The following is a 19,606-nucleotide window of genomic DNA, read 5'->3' on the forward strand; positions in this document are numbered from 1 at the left end:
CTTTTTTAGTTAACTTAAAATTTCTTCTATTGTTCCATTTGTTTACCTAAAAATGTTGCACCAGTTTCAGCAATTCTCATTTCTGCTTCTCCCATTTTAACTGATTTATCATCTGTCAAAAGAAATAAAGCACCAATGGGATCTCCTTGCGACATAATAGGAGAGATGAGTTGAGCTACAAATTCATCTTCTTTCCCCTCAGACAAAACACTATACTGCTTTCCAGTAGTCCCATCAGATATTACAGTTTTTCTTTCTTCAATTAATTTCTCTACTTGTGGACTTATCTTTTTATTTATAATATCTTTTTTAGGAAGACCAGACACAGCAATGACACTATCTCTATCACATATAAAACTAATAAACTTAGTTGATTGAAATATAGAATCCGTGTATTCCTGTGCAAAATTTCCTAGTTCTCCTATGGGAGAATATTTTTTTAATATTACTTCCCCTTGTTTGTCTGTATATATCTCAAGTGGATCTCCTTCTCTAATACGCAAAGTTCTTCTTATTTCCTTTGGTATTACTATTCTACCTAAATCATCTATTCGTCTAACAATACCAGTTGCTTTCATTTTTTACCTCCTATAGATACTCGTTTATCTAAGATTTAGTATTATATTTAGAGGTATTTTTTATGCAATAATTTCAAAATTTATCTATACAGTCCTATTTAGTATATAAATAACTCTTATGGATTAGTCTACTAGGGTATTTTCATGTATTAAAATATAATTTTCTATAATATTTTTATATCATATGATGATTTTTTTGATTCAAAGTATTCATTATATTGAGTCATCTTCATTTCATTTAATAAATCGCTCTCAACAGTATCCTTTATCTCATCATATGGCATTGCTTCTTGATCCTCTTTATCATAAACATATATAATGAAATAGGCATCTTCACTTGAAAAAGGTTTGCTTATTTCTCCTACATTCGTGTTAAATGCAATGTCTGAGAAGTCTTTCGTCATATCACTATAATACAATATTCCATAATCTATAACACTTATAACTCCCGTTTTAGCCTCATACTCTAACATGGTTTCATCATATTCTTGCTCTTTCCCTAAGATTTCTCGGTGTATGACATTTGCTGTATCTTCGTCTTCAATCTGCATACCTAAAACAGAAGCAGTGCTATAATTATAATACATTATGTTTTCATCGTAGAAGCTTTTTATCTCTGTTGCCTCAACAGAAATGTCTTTTGTAACTTCATCATACAAATCATATATATACTCATTGGTTCTGGCAAGTTCAAAAATATATTCATCAAATTTCTTTCTATTTTGTCCCTTTTCTTTGAGAAAATTCTCGTAATTTTCTTCAGATCCATAAATAGATATTAATCCATCAATCAGAGATTCGCTTTGCTCTACTGCAGCGTCTTCATCAATTTCTATTCCCTTTTCAATCGCTAAATCTACCAGCATGTAGCTCTCTAATACATTATTAAGCATCTCTTGTTCTAAATCTTCTAACTCATTACCTTTTACAGGCATTTCGTACCCATTAATATTATAGCTTACTTCTGTCAAAACCATCTGCATATCCAGTTCTTGTCTGAAGATCTCTTTATCATTGATTGTAGCTATTGCGCTAGAACCTGCTGTACATCCAGCATTTACGAATATTAAAATTAGTATTATTATTAGAAATACTCTTTTCATGAGTCACCGTCCTTGTACATTAATTCTAAATTAATACTCATTTTAGCCTTTTAGGATACGTTTTTACATTGTAATCTTCTTTTAACTCTTCTACAAATATTCCAAACGGATCTTTTATCTCGGCTTTTTCAATCTTTCCTTTAGATATCAAATCAGATTTATATTCAGTAAGTTTAGTACCTACTTTTTGATTCATCAAAGTATTTTTTATTTCCTCTTCTTTTTCTTCTAGTGTTGGTATATCTATATTTTCTTTCTCATATACATAAATAATGTGATAACCGAATTCACTTTGAACTGGTTTACTAACTTCACCTTTTTCTAATCCAAGAGCTGCATCAGCAAAATCAGAAACCATATCTCCATAATTAAACTCACCTAAATCTGATGCCTCTTTTACTTCTTCATGATCTTTATATTTTTCAAAGGCTGCCTCAAAACTTTTTGCATCAGTTATTTCTTTACTTATCTCATTAGCAAATTCTTCAGATTCTGTTAATATGTGCTTAGCAGATACTGTGCTAGTATTATAAGAGGCTTTATTGGCATCATAGGATTCTTGAATTTCCTTTTCTGTGATTGTTGTATCTTTTTCTAAATTTTCTTTTATAGCGTCTTCGTATAATCTAGTTTGTGCATCTATTCCTATTATTTCATCAAACCTTTTATCAGTTAAATAATAATTATCTAGATAGGTACTAAGTTGTTCTTCACCTACTAATTCAACATATTGAGACTTTATGTCTTCCTTACTCTTTTCTATATCCTCATTAGCTATGTTAATTTTTTGCTTATTAGCATCTTGACGAATTAAGTATGCTGTAGCCATTTCATCTTGGATCTGACTGTAAATAGTTTTTACTGACTCTTCATCTGTAGGCATACCTGTACCATAGTTAGCAAAATAGAAAAACTCCATTTGTGATAATCTATAATAAAATTCATCTTTTACTAATTCTTCTTCATCCACTGTCACTACTGTCTGATTGGCCTCAACTCCACTTTCTTGAAGTTCTTTTGAATATTCTTCAATAAATACATTCACGTACTTAACGTCTTCGTGGTATTTCTTTAAAAATCCTTCAAATTCTTCTCTTGTAAGGTTTCTTTCTTCTATAAATGCGGTATACTTCGCTTCATCCCCAAAACCTTCAATAAGCGCTGCAATAGTAGCATCAAATTCTTCTTCTACATCTGAAGTATCTACTTCGTATTTCTTATTTATAGTTTCTAGTTTTAAGATATTAACTTCCACCATACTATTTAAAATATCTTCTTTTAAAGCTTCAAGATCCTCATCAACCGGCATTTCATAATTATTTAGTTTATATACCATTTCATAGTAAGTAAAATAATTAACGAACTCTTTTTTACTTACTTCACCTTCTTTAGTCTTAAATATTATTTGTTGCATATCCCTCTCTGGATCAACTTTAATTAGATTGCAACCACTCATTCCTATTACTAAAGCAATTATAATCAATATGGAAATTATCTTTCTCATCACAATTTTTTCCTCCTTAAATTTAAATAATAGTTGAGCAACCTATAAGCTTGCCTCTACCATTATAACTAATGTCACTTCTTTTTTGTACTCTTAATTTGTTCAAGAAAACCTTTTATATCTAGTAGCATTTTGTGACCCTTATTAAATACCTTTAATATAATTGCAGTTTCTCCTATACTGTCCGTAGTAAATTGTATAGGATAATTCTTAATTAATTCTTTAATTACTTCATGATCTAAGAAATAGTTATTGTCAAAAGTAAATGTGATGCCTCCATCCAGGCCTTTGATCTTATTAATACCTAAATTTGAGGAAAGTTTCTTTATATATGATATATATAGAAGATTTTGCACACTCACCGGTAAATCACCATAACGATCTTCAATCTCTTCCTCTAACTTAAATAATTCCTCTTGATTATCAATTACAATAATTTTTTTGTATAATTCATATTTTTGTTTTTCACTTTGGACATAGTGGTCAGGTATATATCCATCTACATTAACTTCGATAGTCGTATTAATACTTTCTACTACTTCTTCACCTTTTAATTCTTTAACGGCTTCTTCTAGTAACTTACAATACATATCATAACCTACAGTCGCTAGATGACCGTGCTGTTTTGAACCTAATATGTTTCCTGCTCCTCTTATCTCTAAATCTCTCATGGCAATTTTAAATCCTGAACCAAATTCCGTAAAGTCTTTAATAGCCTTTAACCTTTTTTCTGCTATTTCGCTTAATATCTTATCTTTCTTATATGTGATATACGCATATGAAAGCCTATCAGATCGTCCAACTCTCCCTCTAAGTTGGTATAACTGTGAAAGACCCATATGATCTGCTTCTTCAATCACAATAGTATTAGCATTAGAAATATCTAAACCTGACTCTATAATGGTTGTACATATTAAAATGTTATACTCATAATTCATAAAATCTATCATGATATTTTCTAATCTATTCTCAGTCATCTGACCATGGGCAACTGCAATTCTCCCTTGTGGAACCATATTCGAAACTCTAGAAGCTACAGCATCAATGTCATGCACCTTATTATAGACGTAATACACCTGTCCATTTCTACTTAATTCTTTGTTTATTGCATCTCTAATTAAAATTTCGTTATACTCCATAATATATGTCTGTACAGGTGTTCTATTATGAGGTGGTTCATTTAAGATACTCATATCCCTCGCCCCTATTAGAGACATGTGCAAGGTTCTTGGTATTGGAGTTGCACTTAAAGTTAGTACATCTACATTGGTTCGTAATTCTTTGATTTTTTCTTTATGTTTTACGCCGAATCTCTGTTCTTCATCTATTACTAGTAATCCTAAATCGTAATATAAGACATCATTTGATAAAAGCCTATGAGTTCCAATAATAATATCAACTTGATTCTTTTTTAGATCGTTGATAATAGATTCTTGTTGTTTCTTACTTCGAAATCTTGATATCATTTCAATACGCACAGGATAATCTTCAAATCTTTGTAGAAAACTATTGTAATGTTGTTGCGCTAAAATTGTAGTTGGAACAAGTATCGCAACCTGTTTACTATCCATTACACATTTGAAAGCCGCTCTGATAGCTACTTCTGTTTTTCCATACCCAACATCACCGCATATTAATCGATCCATTGGCATGGCACTTTCCATATCTAATTTAACTTCTTTGATTGCTTGTAATTGATCTGATGTTTCTTGGTAAGGAAACTTTTCATCAAATTCCTTTATCCAATGACTATCCTTGGAAAAAGCATATCCTTTTACTTGACTTCTCTTTGCATATATATCTATCAGGTCTTGAGCCATGTCCTTTACTGACTGCTTTGTAGTCTGTTTTGATTTTTTCCACTCAATACTACCTAGTTTATTTATCTTTGGTTGCTTATCTCCAAAACCTATATAAGTTTGAACAGATTCCATTTGATCTACTGGAATATAAAGCTTATCACCTTTTGCATATTTCAAATGTAGGTAATCTTTTTTGATTCCCTCAACTGTAATCTGTTCAATACCCATGTATACGCCTATCCCATGAGTATCGTGGACGATATAATCGCCAATGCTTAATTGAGTAAAGGATTCAATTTTTCTACCTTTTTTTGAAGTGATTTTTTTTTGTTTTGACTTAAAATGAAAAATATCTTTTTCTGATAGAACTACATGCTTTTCATCATGTAATATAAATCCTTTATTGACATTAGCTTCTAATATGTTAATTTTGTTTTTTAGAAACTGATCACTCTGAGAGATGTATGTTGTTAAATTGTAATTCAAAAGCATTTCATTGATGGAACTACACCTTGCCTTATCACTTGCTAGAATTGTTACAGTATACTCTTCCTTCATCCATTGAATTAGTTGATCAATAAACTGTGGTATCTTGCCATAAAACAAATAAGCTTCTTTTGAATTGACATCTACAATGGCATCCGGGTTAATAAAATTAAATTTCTTGTGCAAAGTCTGAAAATCTATAGTTGTTATTTTATGGAAAAACCCTTTCACTTCATCAAAAGTATAAAATCTACTGAAGAAATTTGGTAGTATCTCTCCCTTTTCAAGTAGACTTTGAAAATCTTCCTTTAATTGATTAAAGAAACTTTTATATCTATCTTGAAACTTATCACCATCATCTAATAAATACACACTTTGTTGATTGAAATAATGTAGTAACGAAGATACCTCTCCTTTATAATAAGGAATTAAACCTTCGGATTTACTTATTTGTCCGCTAGTGTATGCTTCTAAAATTACTTCTATGTTTTTTTCTCTATGTTGTTTACTTGCCTTAATATGCTTATTAAGGTCATCACTTAATTCCTTGATTAATATTTCTTTATCTCTTTTAGAAAATAATATTTCCATACCTGGTGATATAAGAACCTTTTGAAGTTTCACAATGGATTTTTGAGAAATTAAATCGAATTCTCGAATAGAATCAATTTCATCGTCAAAGAACTCTATTCTTATAGGATTATCATCTATTATATTAAATAAATCGATAATTCCTCCTCTTACAGAGTACTGACCTCTATTCTCTACCATATCACAACGCTCATATCCGGAATTATTCAGACTATCTATTAGGTATCCCATTTCAAGAGTCATACCTACTTCAATATTTAAATAAAATTTGATATATTCTTGTATGCTTATCATCTTCTTGAACAAATTTTCGAAAGGAGTAACTATTATTTTTCCCCTATTAAAAATAATTTCGTATAATCCCTTGATTCTCTGTTCTGTTATCTCTCTACTATGAGAATCTGCAAAATAAAAATGCGTTGGTTCTGAACTAATAAAAACAGCTGATTCAGAGACTAACTCATTAATTTTATTAGTTATTTTCTGTCCAGTTAACTCATTTTCACATATGAATAAAATATTTTCATCATTTAGTTGGCATAGGGCATAAATATTTTTTAAATCTTCATCGATATTTGATACACCAATATGATTTTTATGTGAATTCCTCTCTTTCATTAACTCCTTATATCCCTTTGTCTCTTTAATTACTTGCAGTAATAAGTTGTTCATATTTCACCTCTAAATGCCATTAGCCTGGTTACTCAACCAGGCACTTTAAATTATTTAATTTTGACTGTAATCAGAACCCATGCTTGACCTCATCATAATTTAGACTTTAGGTAGTAAGCATTTGTTAAACCTTTATATTTTAAAATAGGTATTCTGTTGTTCTAGCTAATCATCTATTATATTAATATTATACTTATTCATACAGAGATTTATCCCATCTTTAATAAAAGATATTACTCCATCCCCTGCTCTAATAACAATTTCTTTTGCTATCGGCATTTCATCTGGAGAAAACCGTTGCAATACATAATTAGCTAAAGGGATATTTTCTTGTTTTCCAATGCCTATACGAAGTCTGGGTATATCTTGGGATTTAAGATTATAAATAATTGAACGCATCCCGTTATGAGTACCTGCACTTCCATGCTTTCTAATTCTCATTTTTCCTAAATCTAAATCAATATCATCATATACAATCAAAACATCCTGTAACTCTATATCGTAATAGCTTGTTACTTCTAACAAACTCTCTCCACTTAGATTCATATAGGTTTGAGGTTTTACAAGCAATACCTTCTCGCTATCTATGTGCAATACACCTATATGTGCTTTTAAATGAGATTTGAAATTAACACTGTATTTTGTTGCCAAATAATCAATAACTTCAAATCCAATATTATGTCTAGTTAATACATATTTATTGCCTGGATTACCCAGCCCGACAATTGCTTTCAAAATATCACCTGTTTCATTTTTCTCATTTTTGTTATGTTTATTAAATTCAAGTGACTCTAGATCTATTTAAACTTTTTATTAAATTCTAATCTTCAAACAACTTACTCAACGACTTACTGTCGTGTACCCTCTCAATAGCTTTTGCAAATAGGGAGCCTACAGACAACACTACCATCTTATCTAATCTCTTTTCCTCAGGCATTTGAATGGTATTTAAAGTTACTACTTGTTTAATATTATCACTACTCAACCTATCAATAGCAGGACCTGATAATACTCCATGGGTACATGCCGTATAAACGCTTTTAGCACCTAATTTCATTAATGCGTCAGAACCATTACAGATGGTGCCAGCAGTATCGATCATATCGTCTAAAAGTATACAGTTTTTATTGACTATATCACCTATTATGTTCATAACTTCAGAAACATTTGCCTTTGGCCTTCTCTTATCTATAATCGCTAATGGTGCATCTAATTTTTCAGCGAGTTTTCTTGATCTTTTTACACTACCTGCATCTGGTGAAACTACTACTAGATCTTTTAATTTAAGATCTCTAAAATAGTTTGCTAGTATATTCATTCCTAACAAATGATCAACTGGCACGTTAAAAAAACCTTGTATTTGTGTAGCATGTAAATCCATAGTAATAACTCTATCTGCTCCAGCTACAGTTATTAAATCGGCAACTAGTTTAGCTGTAATAGGATCTCTTGATTTTGCCTTTCTATCTTGTCTTCCATAACCATAATAAGGTATTACTGCATTAATCCTTCCAGCAGATGCTCTTTTCATGGCATCAATTATTATTAGTAGCTCCATTAAATTGTCATTAACAGGAAATGACGTGGATTGTATTACATAAACATCTGCGCCTCTAACAGTGTCGTAAGTATTAACTGAAATCTCCCCATCACTAAAAGTCTCTATCGTAGCATTTGTCAGTGGAATATCTAATAGACCTGATATTTCTTGTGCAAGTGCTCGATTTGAATTTCCTGCTATTAATTTCATACCTTGAAATTTACCATCCATTTAAATTGTTTCCTCCTTAGATTTTATATCTATAATTCAAATTTCTTATTATAATTTTTCTTGTTAACTTGTCTACAGCGAGCGATCGCTAATGAGTTTTCTTCAACAGATTCAGTAATAGTAGATCCCGCGGCTACATATGATCCTTTTTTGACATTCGCTGGTGCTATTAGATTGACATTACACCCAACAAAACAATCATCTTCTACTATTGTCTCGTGTTTATACTGACCATCGTAATTTACAAATACAACACCACAGCCTAAGTTAACTCTATCTCCAACTTTGGCATCTCCTATATATGTTAAATGTGACGCTTTAGTATCATTGCCAATAGTACTGTTTTTAACCTCTACAAAATCGCCTATCTTAACTCTCTCACCAATGATACAATTTGGTCTCACATAAGCATAGGGTCCTATTTTTGCGTTATTCATCACTTTACTAGCCAATACAGTTGAATTATCAATTTCAACTTCATTATCTATTATACAATCTTTTATTCTACTGTTCGCATGTATTACACAGTTGTTACCAATAGATGTTTTACCCTCTATAATAACTCCAGGATATACTATTGTATCTGTTCCTATGCTAACATCACTACCAATATAAGTATGCTCTGGGTCGATAAAAGTAACTCCTTGGTCCATTAACTTCTCATTTATGCGAGTCTTCATGATTTTCTCTACCCCTGCTAACTCTATCCTAGAATTAACTGCTTTAATGTCCTCCTCGCTAGTAGTAAAAACTCCTACTTTCAATCCAGAGTTTTTCATTATTTCAATAACATCTGTTAGATAGTACTCTCCTTGCACATTATCGTTCTTAATTTCGTCTAAAGCAAGTAATAGATCCCCTCCGTTAAAACAATAAACACCAGAATTTATTTCATCTATTTTAATTTCACGATCACTTGCATCTTTTTGCTCTACAATTTTCAAAAGATTTTCTTCATGGTCTCTTACTATTCTACCATAACCGTGAGGATTTTTTGAAGTCGCAGTTAAAACAGTTGCATTATTTTTTTTTGTATTATGTGCATGAATAATTTTTTTTATTGTAGAAGAGGATATTAATGGTGCATCACCCATTAGAACAATCACATTACTATCTCTATTTTTTTCTAAAACTTCTTTGGCTTGCATCATTGCATGCCCTGTTCCTAATTGCTCTTCTTGAAGTATATATTGGGCTTTTTCTCCTAAACTTCCCTTGACTTCTTCATGTTTATGTCCTACAATAATAAATTTTTGTTCTACAGAAGCCTGTTGACAATTATCCAACACATGATCTATCAAAGTTTTACCACATACTTTATGTAAGACCTTGGGTATATTAGATTTCATTCTTGTACCTTGACCTGCAGCTAAAATTATTGCTATAGTTTCTTTCATATTTCACTCTCCTTAGGGATATTGCAAACACTAGTATTATATATATTATTAAAGCTTTTGTATACCTAAAAGCCGACAAAAAAAAGAGAAACACTTAATTCCCCTTTTTCAAATCACTTACTCTTCTTATTCTACTTCCACTGCTTCAACTTCTACATTATCTTCTAACAAAACTGTATTGTACTTATCTAAAACTGCGTCTTGAATCATAGTTCTAGTATCCATGTTAATTGGATGTGCTATGTCTTTAAAATCACCATCTGGCGTTTTTCTACTTGGCATAGCAATGAAATAACCACTTTGACCCTCTATCACTTTAATATCATGTACTACAAATTGATCATCAAATGTAACAGATACTATGGCTTTCATCTTTCCTTCTTTAGAGATCTTTCTAATTCGTACATCAGTAATTTGCATGGTTATGCTCCCCCTTTAGGATCGAAAAAAATTATGTAATATATATTATATTCGTGATATTTTTCAAATAACCTTCTTTTTATGGAAATATTTTTAAAAAAATAAAAAAAAATTATACATAATCTTTGTGCTCATAAGGAACTATATCTACTATTTCCTTTTGTGCATCTAAATGCTGTAGTACCATTAGTGGATCATAATCCTTAACCAACTTATCTTCAGGAGTTTTAGAAGCAATTAATACTGTAATACCTTCTACCTTAGTATCAAATTCCTTTAAGAGATCGATAATACCTAAGGCAGTACCTCCACCTTTCATAAAGTCATCTACAATAATTACTTTAGAACCATTGGAAATTGATCTTTTAGAGAGGGACATCGTGCTAATCTTACTACTTGTACCAGACATATAGTTTATACTAACTATTGCTCCATCAGTAACCTTGCTATCTCTACGAACAATAATTAAAGGCCTGTTTAAATATCTAGCTGTCATAAGTGCTATGGGAATACCTTTTGTTTCCATAGTGACAACATAATCTATTTCCTTAAATATATACTTCCCTGCAATTATTTTACCTATTTTGTCTACTAATTCTGGGGAGTATATAATATCAGTATAATAAATATAGCCACCAGAGATTATTCTATTTTTATCTCTTAATTTATTACATAATGAATTAATAAAATCTTTTCTTTCCATATCATCCATAATTGGAATGTATCTTACCCCACCTGCAGCACCTGCAATTGTTTCTATTCTACCCATTTTCAAAGTTTCAATAGTCTTCTTTACTACTAATATATCTTCACTTATACTTGACTTAGCAGCTGAAAAAAGCTCACTGAAGTAGTTATAAGTGATAACCTTGCTGGGATTATCTCCTAAAACCTTTATAATTGCCCCTATACGTTCATTTCTTTTGTATTTTTCCATTAGTACACCTCAAAACACGAATATTCTAGTCATATAGTTTAATTTTATTCATATTTCATTCAAATTACAATGTTTTTTTTATAATATAGCTAAATAAAAAATCAATGTGGTATAATATTCTAATATCTACTTAATAATAAGGTATAATTGATTAAGACTTTTATAAGTCTGACTTGTGATTTTTTGTATAAAGTACTTTAGTACGAGCAGTTGTTACATTAGTTAAATTAATTAATTTGACTAGAATTGTTCATTCTAACATAATGGATGTTCTGTTCCTCCGTTGATTATAAAATCACAACTAATACTTTTACCCTTGTTAAATTCTGGAGGTTTGAAATGAAACTATACTTAGAAAAAATGTTAAATAAAAAAATTAATCTTGTGCATTTTATCGGCATTGGAGGAGTTAGTATGAGTGGTATAGCTCTTATACTAATGAATAAAGGCGTGGCTATTGCGGGCTCCGATATGGAAACTTCCTCCTATACACAGAAATTAGTTGAAAAAGGTGCAAAAGTCTACATTGGTCATAATGAAATGAATATTACACAAAACTGTGACTTAGTAATTTACACCGCTGCAATAAATAAAAATAATCCTGAAATGCTGAAGGCTAAAGAGTTAAATATTCCATTAATGGAGCGATCTGATTTTCTTGGAGCCCTAACAAAAGATTTTGAACAAACAATTGCAGTCTCTGGAGTTCATGGAAAGACCACTACATCTTCTATTATAACTTCTCTATTGTATAATGGAAATTTAGATCCTACTGTAACCATCGGAGGAAGCCTTGATCTTATAGGCGGAAATTATAGAATCGGAAATAGCGAGTATTTTGTAACAGAAGCTTGCGAGTATGTGGATAGCTTTCTAAAATCTCATCATAAAATCGGAGTGATCCTTAATATAGAATTAGATCATACCGACTACTTTAAAAATTTAGATCAGATGAAAGAATCATTTCATAACTTTGCTAAAATCTTACCATCTGACGGTTTATTAATCGCTTACGGTGATTCAAAAGTTGTACGTGATATAATTAAGGATTTAAAATGTACAGTTGCAACCTTCGGCTTCAAAAATGAAAATCAATGGCAAGCTTTAAATATTATCTATGATAATTTAGGAAAACCAGAATTTGATGTATACAATTCTGGAAGCTTCTTTGGGCATTTAAAATTAAATATTCCAGGTGAGCACAATATCCTCAATACATTGGCTTCTATTATCTGTGCTAATCACCTAGGAGTATCTAATCATATTATAGACGAAACTTTAACTTCATTTGTTGGCGCTCACAGGCGATTTGAATTTAGAGGAGAGGTTAACGACATTATAGTATTTGAAGACTTTGCTCATCACCCAACTGAGTTAAAGGTTACTATACAAGCTTGTACAAATTATAAATACAATAAACTATGGATTGTATTCCAGCCACATACTTACTCTAGAACCTCCTCGTTTTTTGATGAATTCGTTAATTCATTTAAAGGTGTGGATTTTGTCATCATAAACGATGTTTATTCTGCTAGAGAAATAAATTCCTATAATGTCCACGTAGAAGACTTAGTGAAAGCAGTTCACGATCGCTTGGGCATTCCATCAATATATATTAGTGATTTTAAAGATATAGTAAAATATTTAATAGATAACACAGTAAAAGGAGATTTCGTCTTAGTAGCTGGCGCTGGGAATATTAATAAAGTTGCATTTGACTTTGTTGATGCGTTAAAAGAAAAGTTCAACGATAATGACAGTTGGGACAAATTTATTGCGTTAAATAAATAATAACTAATAATTTTTACAGCTTTTAGGCATAGCCTAGAAGCTTTTTTTATTATCCCCCATAACCAGAATAAGTAATATTTTAGTAAGTTTTTAATAATATATTATAACACTATTAATATTAGATAATATGTCGTCACCTTATCGAATAAAGACTTTTAGTCGTTAGTTGTTACTTTTAGCTATTTTATACATCCTCTTATAGCTAAAACAAAAGGATTTTTCTGAATATAAAATGAGGATGAAATGAGGTCGAAAATGAAACTTTTCTTAGAAAAAATGTTAAACAAAAAGATAAATATTGTGCATTTTATCGGTATCGGCGGCACAAGCATGAGCGGATTAGCGACGATACTATTGAAAAAAAACATTAGTATAACAGGTTCTGATATGAAAAGTTCTTCTTACACTGATAAGCTAATAAGTAATGGTGCTAAAGTCTATATCGGGCATAATGAGAAAAATATCACGAGCAATTGTGATTTAGTTGTATATTCTGCAGCGATTAATAAAAATAATCCTGAAATATGCAAAGCAAAAAAGTTGAATATCCCTGTTATGGAACGATCTGACTTCCTTGGAGCTTTAACTAGGGACTATTCAAATACTATAGCAGTCGCTGGTACTCATGGCAAAACTACAACATCTTCTATGATTTCTTCGATTTTACTTAATGGTGACCTTGACCCTACTATAAGTATTGGTGGGAGTATTGACTTAATCGATGGAAATTGCAGATTAGGTAAAGGATCATATTTTATTACTGAAGCATGTGAATATGTCGATAGTTTTTTAAAATCCATACACAATATAGGTGTTATTCTCAATATTGAAGAAGATCATCTAGATTATTTTAAAAATTTAAAACACATTAAAGAATCTTTCCATAGCTTTTCTAAGATTATTCCTAAAGATGGTATCTTAATTGCTAATGGAGATTCTAAGCATGTACTCGACATTTTAAATAATTTGGAATGTAACATTGCGACATTTGGTCTATCTAACTCTAACAAATGGAACGCTATGAACATAAAATACGACACTTTAGGTAAACCCAGCTTTGATGTTTACAAGGATACAACGCTCTACGGTCATTTTATGCTTAATATTCCTGGCGAACATAATATTCTAAACGCCTTAGCTTCTATTATCTGTGCTAATCATATTGGTATCTCAAAAACAGTAATAGAAAAAACATTAAACTCTTTTGCAGGAGCTCATAGAAGATTTGAATTTAGAGGCCAATTTAACAACATTAGAGTATTTGAGGATTATGCTCACCATCCAACTGAGTTAAAAGTCACTGTACAAGCCTGTACAAATTATAAGTACAATAAACTTTGGGTAGTTTTTCAGGCACATACTTTTTCTAGAGCATACTATTTTTTTGATGAATTTGTCGATTCTTTTAATGGCGCAGACTACGTAATTATAAATGATATTTATTCTGATAGAGAAAGCAATTCTTATAACATTCATGCACAAGATTTTGCTAAAGCTGTAGAAGATCGCCTAGGCATCCCCACATTGCACATCAGTGAATTTAAAGATATTGTCGCCTATCTAGTTGATAAAACCGTTAAAGATGATTTCGTTTTAGTAGCAGGTTCTCAAACTATTAATCAAGTAGCTTTTGATTTAGTAAATGCCTTAAAAGAAAAATACGACGATTAATCGTCGTATTCTTTCTTTTAACTATCTTTTATTGTTTCTCTCAATTTTTTGTTTTTCTCTATAAATAGTAATAGTGGATAACCTAATCCATATACAGCGATTGCTTGTCCTAGTCCTACGTAGAATACGGATACAAAATATGGTATTCCTAATGCTATCCACAGTACATAAGGTATAACTAATGCATTTACTAGTATAGATGGCAGTGGTACTAACAGCTTATTCTTAATCTTAGAAGTTATAAATGCTGCAAGCAACGTACTTAAACTTCCTAGAACTATGTCTATAAGTCCTAATGGGCTACCAAATAAATTTGCTAATAAGCATCCTACAAACAAACCCGGAACAGCTGCACTAGTAAAAAACGGAAGTATAGTAAGAGCTTCTGAAATTCTAACTTGCATGCCTCCGTAACTTAATGGGATAATAAGTAAAGTTATCACAGTATAAAGCGCCGCTATGATTCCAGCCTTAGCTAGAAACAATACTTTGTTATTCATATTTTTCCTCCCTAGTTTTTTTTATCGACAGGATGGTCTCGAACTGTCGTCGATATATTATACAATTGAGTATAAGCAAAGTCAAACGAATAAATGAAAGTATTTTACACATAAAAGTGATATAATGTTATTATCTGGATATATGAAGTGTTAGGAGTTGCTTTAATATGGAGTATGGATTAGTACTAAGTGGCGGTGGAACTAAAGGGTCCTTTGAAATTGGAGTATGGAAAGCTTTACAAGAATTAGATATTAACGTAACAGCAGTCGCTGGGACTTCAGTAGGGGCATTAAATGGAGCAATTATTGCAGGAAATGAATTAGAACATGCTATAGATTTTTGGACTAATTTAAGTATGGATCAAGTTTTTGACATCAATAAACTTGTTACCGATAAATACATAAGTGAATGGTCTAAAAGTGATTTTAAGACCTTTACCAATGCTTTTAAAACTTATTTGTTCGAGGGTGGCATAGATATAACACCTTTACGAACTAATCTTGCAAAATATGTAAATGAAGAAACGGTAAGAAAGTCTTCAATTCGTTTAGGTTTAGTTACTGTATCCCTAACAGATTTCAAACCACTTGAACTTATGATTGATCAAATACCACAAGGATATTTAATAGATTACTTACTTGCAAGCGCAGCATTCCCCGCTTTTAAAAAACACGAAATTGATGGAACAACTTTTATAGATGGTGGATTCTATGACAACCTACCTATTAATCTATTAGCGTCTCAAGGGTATAATAACTTAATAACAGTTGATTTACCTGCACCAGGTATAAAGGCTAAACCGAAATATAAAAATTTAAATATCACTCATATCGACAACTCTGAGCATTTAGGTTTGTTTTTCGATTTTGATCCAAATGTAATGTCTAAAAATATTAAAATGGGATATTTAGACACTTTGAAAAAATTTAACCGTGTAAAAGGCACAAATTATTATTTGAATTTAGACACAGAAGGTCCAGCTTATTCTAAATTTAAACATAAATTAGGTAGTTTTTTAAAAGGTGAAAACGGTATTAAGTTACCATCATTATTAGGTTGTGATACAATCTTGAGTAAATCAGAACTTATTAAAGAGATATCTAGATTCGTAAATTATACACAGTACAAGAATAATGATATATCATTGAGTTTATTAGAAATAACTGCTAGAAATTTAGAAATTAATAGATTAGCCATATATACACCTAGTGAATTAATTAAAAAAATATTTGAAACAGTCAATAGACTCCTACATGATAATATTAAGCTTATTAAAAGCAATGACAATATTATAGATATATTCAAGGCTCCTAATGAGTTCACATTAAACCCATTAACAAATATTAAATTCATGGCATATTATATGTATTTTATAAGCTTAAAAGCTAATTCAATAAATCTACTAAGTAAATTAGTAAACAGATTTTCACCAGAAACCATTTTGTCTATAATTACTTTACTATATTTAACAGATAATGACGATTAGACTTTAGACCTTAGAATAGATATTTTAGTTATCTTAATAGCCTTTTACAACTATGAATTTGCTAGAATCTAGAGTCTAAGGTCTAAAGTGTAAAGTTTCACTATGCTAATGCACAACATTTTTTATATTTTTTACCGCTTCCACAAGGACATTGATCATTTCGTCCAACTTTATTCTCATTCACTACTATTTTTGCTCTATTAAAATCTTTTCGCAATCTCTTTCTTTCGTCGTCTGTAAAAATATTTGACCATTCTTCTAAATTAAATAGCCAATCTGCAGGCACTGCTAACATGTTTTTGTACAACTCTTCAAAGTTTATCTCTAACTTTATTTCTGTTTCTTCTTCTATTATCTCTAATTGTAATGACTCACTAATACTATCATTAATCCCATCTAAAAATCCCATAAAATACTCAACGGATATATCGTATTTTTCTGCTAGTTCTTTTACACTTCCTTGAACTACACTTGATTTTTCTTCGAGTATTTTCTTGTAGATAGCCTTTTCTTGATCACAAAAATTATTCCAAAATTCGTACTGTTTTTCTTCATTAACTGATTCATTTTCTATTATTTTTTTCCACTGTGAATAACAACTCATATAATTTCCTCCTTATTTTACTAAGGAATTATATACGATAATTGCACTTTTTACAATGTATAAAAAACTTTTTTATAAATATAATAGTAAAATACTACAAATATAGTTTAGTGAACGGCACAATAGGGTATCTAAATACTATTAGTCAATAAGAATAGGAGTGATTTAAATGCATCATTTATTATCTGAAAATGTACAAAGTGGCGATTGGAAAAATGAAAAACATGTACCTGTAATACAAGCACCAGCAAATGTAAAAAAAGACGAAACTTTTGAACTTGTTATTAGTATAGGTGAAGAAATCCCTCACCCGAACACATTTGAACATCACATTAAATGGATTAAAGCATTTTTTAAACCTGAAGGTGCAAAGTTTCCTATTGAAATAGCTACTGTATCTTTTGATGCTCATGGTGAGTCTGACATATATTCAGATTACTTTGGTACAGTAAAAACTAAGATTCAAGGATCAGGTACACTTTATGCATTAAGTTATTGCAATATCCATGGATTGTGGGAAAACTCAATTCCTATAGTATGTGAATAGAAATACTTATTTAGCATATATTATTATCATTATAAGGCAACTTTGTTGCCTTATTTTTTTATGAAGTCCAGCTAATTACCATATACAGACGATATACTTTGCTTTAAAGAACTCTACCTGTAACTTCTTCTATATTTGTTTCATATATTTCTATATATGGATTTGATTCAATAGATTTAATAATTCCCTCTAACTTTTTCCGTGCATCTTTTACCTGAATTGAACAAAATGAAAAACTTAATTCAGATTTCTGCCAGTAATCATGAAAATTACTTTCAATGATTGAAATATAATATTTTTTTCTTGTTTTTTCAATTATACTCTTAATGACACTTCTTTTTTCTTTAAGGCTATTTGCTTCATATATTATCATTTCTAGTTGGCATATTATTGCTACCATTTTATCACCTACTAAAATTTAGTCTTAATATTCTCTTTTTTTCTATATTATAACAATACAAATCGTAAATAATATTTGTACGAATGATAAAAATATAGATAGATAATTTATTATAATATATGTTTATATCATTACATGATCTCTTTGAAATTATACTCCTTCTAAGTAGTATAACTGTAATAAAGTGAAATGCTGAAAATTATAATACCTTTTTATCATCTAAATAAGACTTGATGCAAGAAATCTTATAAACGGAGTGGAAGTTCAACATGTCAGATATAATAAATCATTATTTTTGCGGGCTAGAGGCTATTAATAAATTAGAGATAAATATTAAATCTAAAATTGACCCTGCCTTATTTTTTTTAGGTGCCCAAGGACCAGATATATTTCTATATTATAACATATTCCATTTTAACAGTCCTATTTCCTATGGAAAAACTATACATCATACAAAAGTTAATCTATTTTTTTATAATTTATACAAGTATATAGATTCAATAGAAGATGAAGAAATATACAATAAACTTTTTTCTTATTTATGTGGATTCTCTTGTCATCATGCTTTGGACTCTATAACACATCCATATATCATCTATCACTCTGGTATTTATGATAAGAAGGATAGAAGTACTCGTGTTTACAATTATATACACAAAAAATTTGAAGTGTTATTAGATGTTGCTATGCTAAAGTATCAGTACAATTTATTGGCTAATGAATTTAATATTCAACATATCTTTGCATTAGATTTTGAACGAATATTTTTATTAGAAAATTTATACCAAAAGGTACTTATGGAAACTTATCGTATCTGTACTTCTAGTAGAATAGTAAAAAACAGCATAAATAGTCAGAAAGTTATCTTGTCTTTTCTAAATAACCCAGATAGTTTAAAAGGCAAATTCATAGCTACACTAGAAAAAATAGTCTTAAAAAAAGGATTCGCAACTAATGCTATGTACCCAAGAGAAACTAATGTTGATCTAATTCTAAACTTAGATGAACATAATTGGACACATCCTTGTGACGAAAAACAAAACTTCAATTCGTCTTATGTGACCTTGTTTCAAGATGCTGTAAATACAACTATTTATAATATTAATGCTTTGTTTAAATTAAAATATAAGCAACTTTCTAATGTTGACATTGATGACATATTCCATGACATCAGCTATTTAACTGGTAAACCTTGTTCCTCGGGGGGTATTTCTAAACACTTTAATAAGCAATTTGCAGATAAACTAATTACGATGTAACAAAAAACTTCTAGGTTTACAAACCTGGAAGTTTTAGTTATTCATATTATTCTTTAAATCATTTTTATATTTATATTTTACAAGTC

The 19,606-nt window shown here is 30.3% G+C and carries 17 protein-coding genes; 5 read left to right on the forward strand and 12 right to left on the reverse strand.

Translation table 11 applies throughout. The annotated features are described in order from the left end of the window. Positions 1-26: 26 nt before the first annotated feature. The 9 genes from spoVT to purR all read right to left on the reverse strand — a co-directional run bounded on the left by spoVT (position 27) and on the right by purR (position 11,261). Positions 27-578 carry a stage V sporulation protein T gene (gene spoVT / locus GC105_RS04100; RefSeq protein ID WP_152802003.1) on the reverse strand — a complete coding sequence of 184 codons (552 nt, stop codon included), beginning with the start codon at positions 576-578 and terminating at the stop codon, positions 27-29. Between the two features lie 164 nt (positions 579-742). After that, a complete protein-coding gene (locus GC105_RS04105; RefSeq protein ID WP_152802005.1) occupies positions 743-1,681 on the reverse strand; it encodes a peptidyl-prolyl cis-trans isomerase in 939 nt (312 codons plus the stop codon). Between the two features lie 37 nt (positions 1,682-1,718). Then, positions 1,719-3,185, reverse strand: coding sequence for a peptidylprolyl isomerase (locus GC105_RS04110; RefSeq protein ID WP_246169718.1), 1,467 nt, complete (start codon positions 3,183-3,185; stop codon positions 1,719-1,721). A gap of 74 nt (positions 3,186-3,259) precedes the next feature. Next, positions 3,260-6,736, reverse strand: coding sequence for a transcription-repair coupling factor (mfd, locus tag GC105_RS04115; protein ID WP_152802009.1), 3,477 nt, complete (start codon positions 6,734-6,736; stop codon positions 3,260-3,262). A 165-nt stretch (positions 6,737-6,901) separates the two neighbouring features. Continuing rightward, positions 6,902-7,471 carry an aminoacyl-tRNA hydrolase gene (gene pth / locus GC105_RS04120; RefSeq protein ID WP_152802011.1) on the reverse strand — a complete coding sequence of 190 codons (570 nt, stop codon included), beginning with the start codon at positions 7,469-7,471 and terminating at the stop codon, positions 6,902-6,904. 85 nt (positions 7,472-7,556) lie between these two features. Beyond that, positions 7,557-8,507 carry a ribose-phosphate diphosphokinase gene (locus GC105_RS04125; protein WP_152802014.1) on the reverse strand — a complete coding sequence of 317 codons (951 nt, stop codon included), beginning with the start codon at positions 8,505-8,507 and terminating at the stop codon, positions 7,557-7,559. 29 nt (positions 8,508-8,536) lie between these two features. Then, entirely contained in the window at positions 8,537-9,904 is a 1,368-nt protein-coding gene (gene glmU, locus GC105_RS04130) for a bifunctional UDP-N-acetylglucosamine diphosphorylase/glucosamine-1-phosphate N-acetyltransferase GlmU (protein ID WP_152802016.1), read from the reverse strand. A 126-nt stretch (positions 9,905-10,030) separates the two neighbouring features. Beyond that, complete coding sequence (spoVG, locus tag GC105_RS04135; RefSeq protein ID WP_152802018.1) at positions 10,031-10,324, reverse strand: septation regulator SpoVG; 294 nt, start codon at positions 10,322-10,324, stop codon at positions 10,031-10,033. A gap of 112 nt (positions 10,325-10,436) precedes the next feature. Beyond that, positions 10,437-11,261, reverse strand: a complete 825-nt coding sequence (gene purR / locus GC105_RS04140; RefSeq protein WP_152802020.1) for a pur operon repressor — start codon at positions 11,259-11,261, stop codon at positions 10,437-10,439. A 339-nt stretch (positions 11,262-11,600) separates the two neighbouring features. Between purR and murC (GC105_RS04145) the strand changes: the two genes are divergently transcribed. Together murC (GC105_RS04145) and murC (GC105_RS04150) are read left to right on the forward strand one after the other, a co-directional pair. Next, positions 11,601-13,052, forward strand: a complete 1,452-nt coding sequence (murC, locus tag GC105_RS04145; protein WP_152802022.1) for a UDP-N-acetylmuramate--L-alanine ligase — start codon at positions 11,601-11,603, stop codon at positions 13,050-13,052. A gap of 255 nt (positions 13,053-13,307) precedes the next feature. Further along, positions 13,308-14,723, forward strand: coding sequence for a UDP-N-acetylmuramate--L-alanine ligase (gene murC / locus GC105_RS04150; RefSeq protein ID WP_152802246.1), 1,416 nt, complete (start codon positions 13,308-13,310; stop codon positions 14,721-14,723). 17 nt (positions 14,724-14,740) lie between these two features. Here murC (GC105_RS04150) and GC105_RS04155 read toward each other — a convergent pair whose 3' ends face one another. Next, positions 14,741-15,223, reverse strand: a complete 483-nt coding sequence (locus tag GC105_RS04155) for a QueT transporter family protein (RefSeq protein ID WP_152802024.1) — start codon at positions 15,221-15,223, stop codon at positions 14,741-14,743. A gap of 167 nt (positions 15,224-15,390) precedes the next feature. Between GC105_RS04155 and GC105_RS04160 the strand changes: the two genes are divergently transcribed. Then, a complete protein-coding gene (locus GC105_RS04160; protein ID WP_152802025.1) occupies positions 15,391-16,710 on the forward strand; it encodes a patatin-like phospholipase family protein in 1,320 nt (439 codons plus the stop codon). Between the two features lie 100 nt (positions 16,711-16,810). Here GC105_RS04160 and GC105_RS04165 read toward each other — a convergent pair whose 3' ends face one another. Further along, positions 16,811-17,314, reverse strand: coding sequence for an SEC-C metal-binding domain-containing protein (locus GC105_RS04165; RefSeq protein WP_152802027.1), 504 nt, complete (start codon positions 17,312-17,314; stop codon positions 16,811-16,813). A gap of 169 nt (positions 17,315-17,483) precedes the next feature. Between GC105_RS04165 and GC105_RS04170 the strand changes: the two genes are divergently transcribed. Next, positions 17,484-17,861, forward strand: coding sequence for a class II SORL domain-containing protein (locus GC105_RS04170; RefSeq protein WP_152802029.1), 378 nt, complete (start codon positions 17,484-17,486; stop codon positions 17,859-17,861). Between the two features lie 103 nt (positions 17,862-17,964). On the opposite strand, the gene GC105_RS04175 is transcribed toward GC105_RS04170, so the two are convergent. Beyond that, complete coding sequence (locus tag GC105_RS04175; RefSeq protein WP_152802031.1) at positions 17,965-18,261, reverse strand: DUF503 domain-containing protein; 297 nt, start codon at positions 18,259-18,261, stop codon at positions 17,965-17,967. Positions 18,262-18,530: 269 nt separating this feature from the next. Between GC105_RS04175 and GC105_RS04180 the strand changes: the two genes are divergently transcribed. Further along, positions 18,531-19,520, forward strand: coding sequence for a zinc dependent phospholipase C family protein (locus GC105_RS04180; protein ID WP_152802033.1), 990 nt, complete (start codon positions 18,531-18,533; stop codon positions 19,518-19,520). The last annotated feature ends 86 nt before the right edge of the window (positions 19,521-19,606 follow it).

It is taken from the genome of Alkalibaculum sporogenes (assembly GCF_009362815.1).
In the GTDB taxonomy this organism is placed as follows: Bacteria; Bacillota; Clostridia; order Eubacteriales; family Alkalibacteraceae; genus Alkalibaculum_A; species Alkalibaculum_A sporogenes.

Excerpts from the sequence above, each read along its gene's own strand:
- spoVT (WP_152802003.1), bottom strand. The coding sequence starts at position 578 with ATGAAAGCAACTGGTATTGTTAGACGAATAGATGATTTAGGTAGAATA.
- GC105_RS04105 (WP_152802005.1), bottom strand. The coding sequence starts at position 1,681 with ATGAAAAGAGTATTTCTAATAATAATACTAATTTTAATATTCGTAAAT.
- GC105_RS04110 (WP_246169718.1), bottom strand. The coding sequence starts at position 3,185 with ATGAGAAAGATAATTTCCATATTGATTATAATTGCTTTAGTAATAGGA.
- mfd (WP_152802009.1), bottom strand. The coding sequence starts at position 6,736 with ATGAACAACTTATTACTGCAAGTAATTAAAGAGACAAAGGGATATAAG.
- GC105_RS04125 (WP_152802014.1), bottom strand. The coding sequence starts at position 8,507 with ATGGATGGTAAATTTCAAGGTATGAAATTAATAGCAGGAAATTCAAAT.
- glmU (WP_152802016.1), bottom strand. The coding sequence starts at position 9,904 with ATGAAAGAAACTATAGCAATAATTTTAGCTGCAGGTCAAGGTACAAGA.
- spoVG (WP_152802018.1), bottom strand. The coding sequence starts at position 10,324 with ATGCAAATTACTGATGTACGAATTAGAAAGATCTCTAAAGAAGGAAAG.
- purR (WP_152802020.1), bottom strand. The coding sequence starts at position 11,261 with ATGGAAAAATACAAAAGAAATGAACGTATAGGGGCAATTATAAAGGTT.
- murC (WP_152802022.1), top strand. The coding sequence starts at position 11,601 with ATGAAACTATACTTAGAAAAAATGTTAAATAAAAAAATTAATCTTGTG.
- murC (WP_152802246.1), top strand. The coding sequence starts at position 13,308 with ATGAAACTTTTCTTAGAAAAAATGTTAAACAAAAAGATAAATATTGTG.
- GC105_RS04155 (WP_152802024.1), bottom strand. The coding sequence starts at position 15,223 with ATGAATAACAAAGTATTGTTTCTAGCTAAGGCTGGAATCATAGCGGCG.
- GC105_RS04160 (WP_152802025.1), top strand. The coding sequence starts at position 15,391 with ATGGAGTATGGATTAGTACTAAGTGGCGGTGGAACTAAAGGGTCCTTT.
- GC105_RS04165 (WP_152802027.1), bottom strand. The coding sequence starts at position 17,314 with ATGAGTTGTTATTCACAGTGGAAAAAAATAATAGAAAATGAATCAGTT.
- GC105_RS04170 (WP_152802029.1), top strand. The coding sequence starts at position 17,484 with ATGCATCATTTATTATCTGAAAATGTACAAAGTGGCGATTGGAAAAAT.
- GC105_RS04175 (WP_152802031.1), bottom strand. The coding sequence starts at position 18,261 with ATGGTAGCAATAATATGCCAACTAGAAATGATAATATATGAAGCAAAT.
- GC105_RS04180 (WP_152802033.1), top strand. The coding sequence starts at position 18,531 with ATGTCAGATATAATAAATCATTATTTTTGCGGGCTAGAGGCTATTAAT.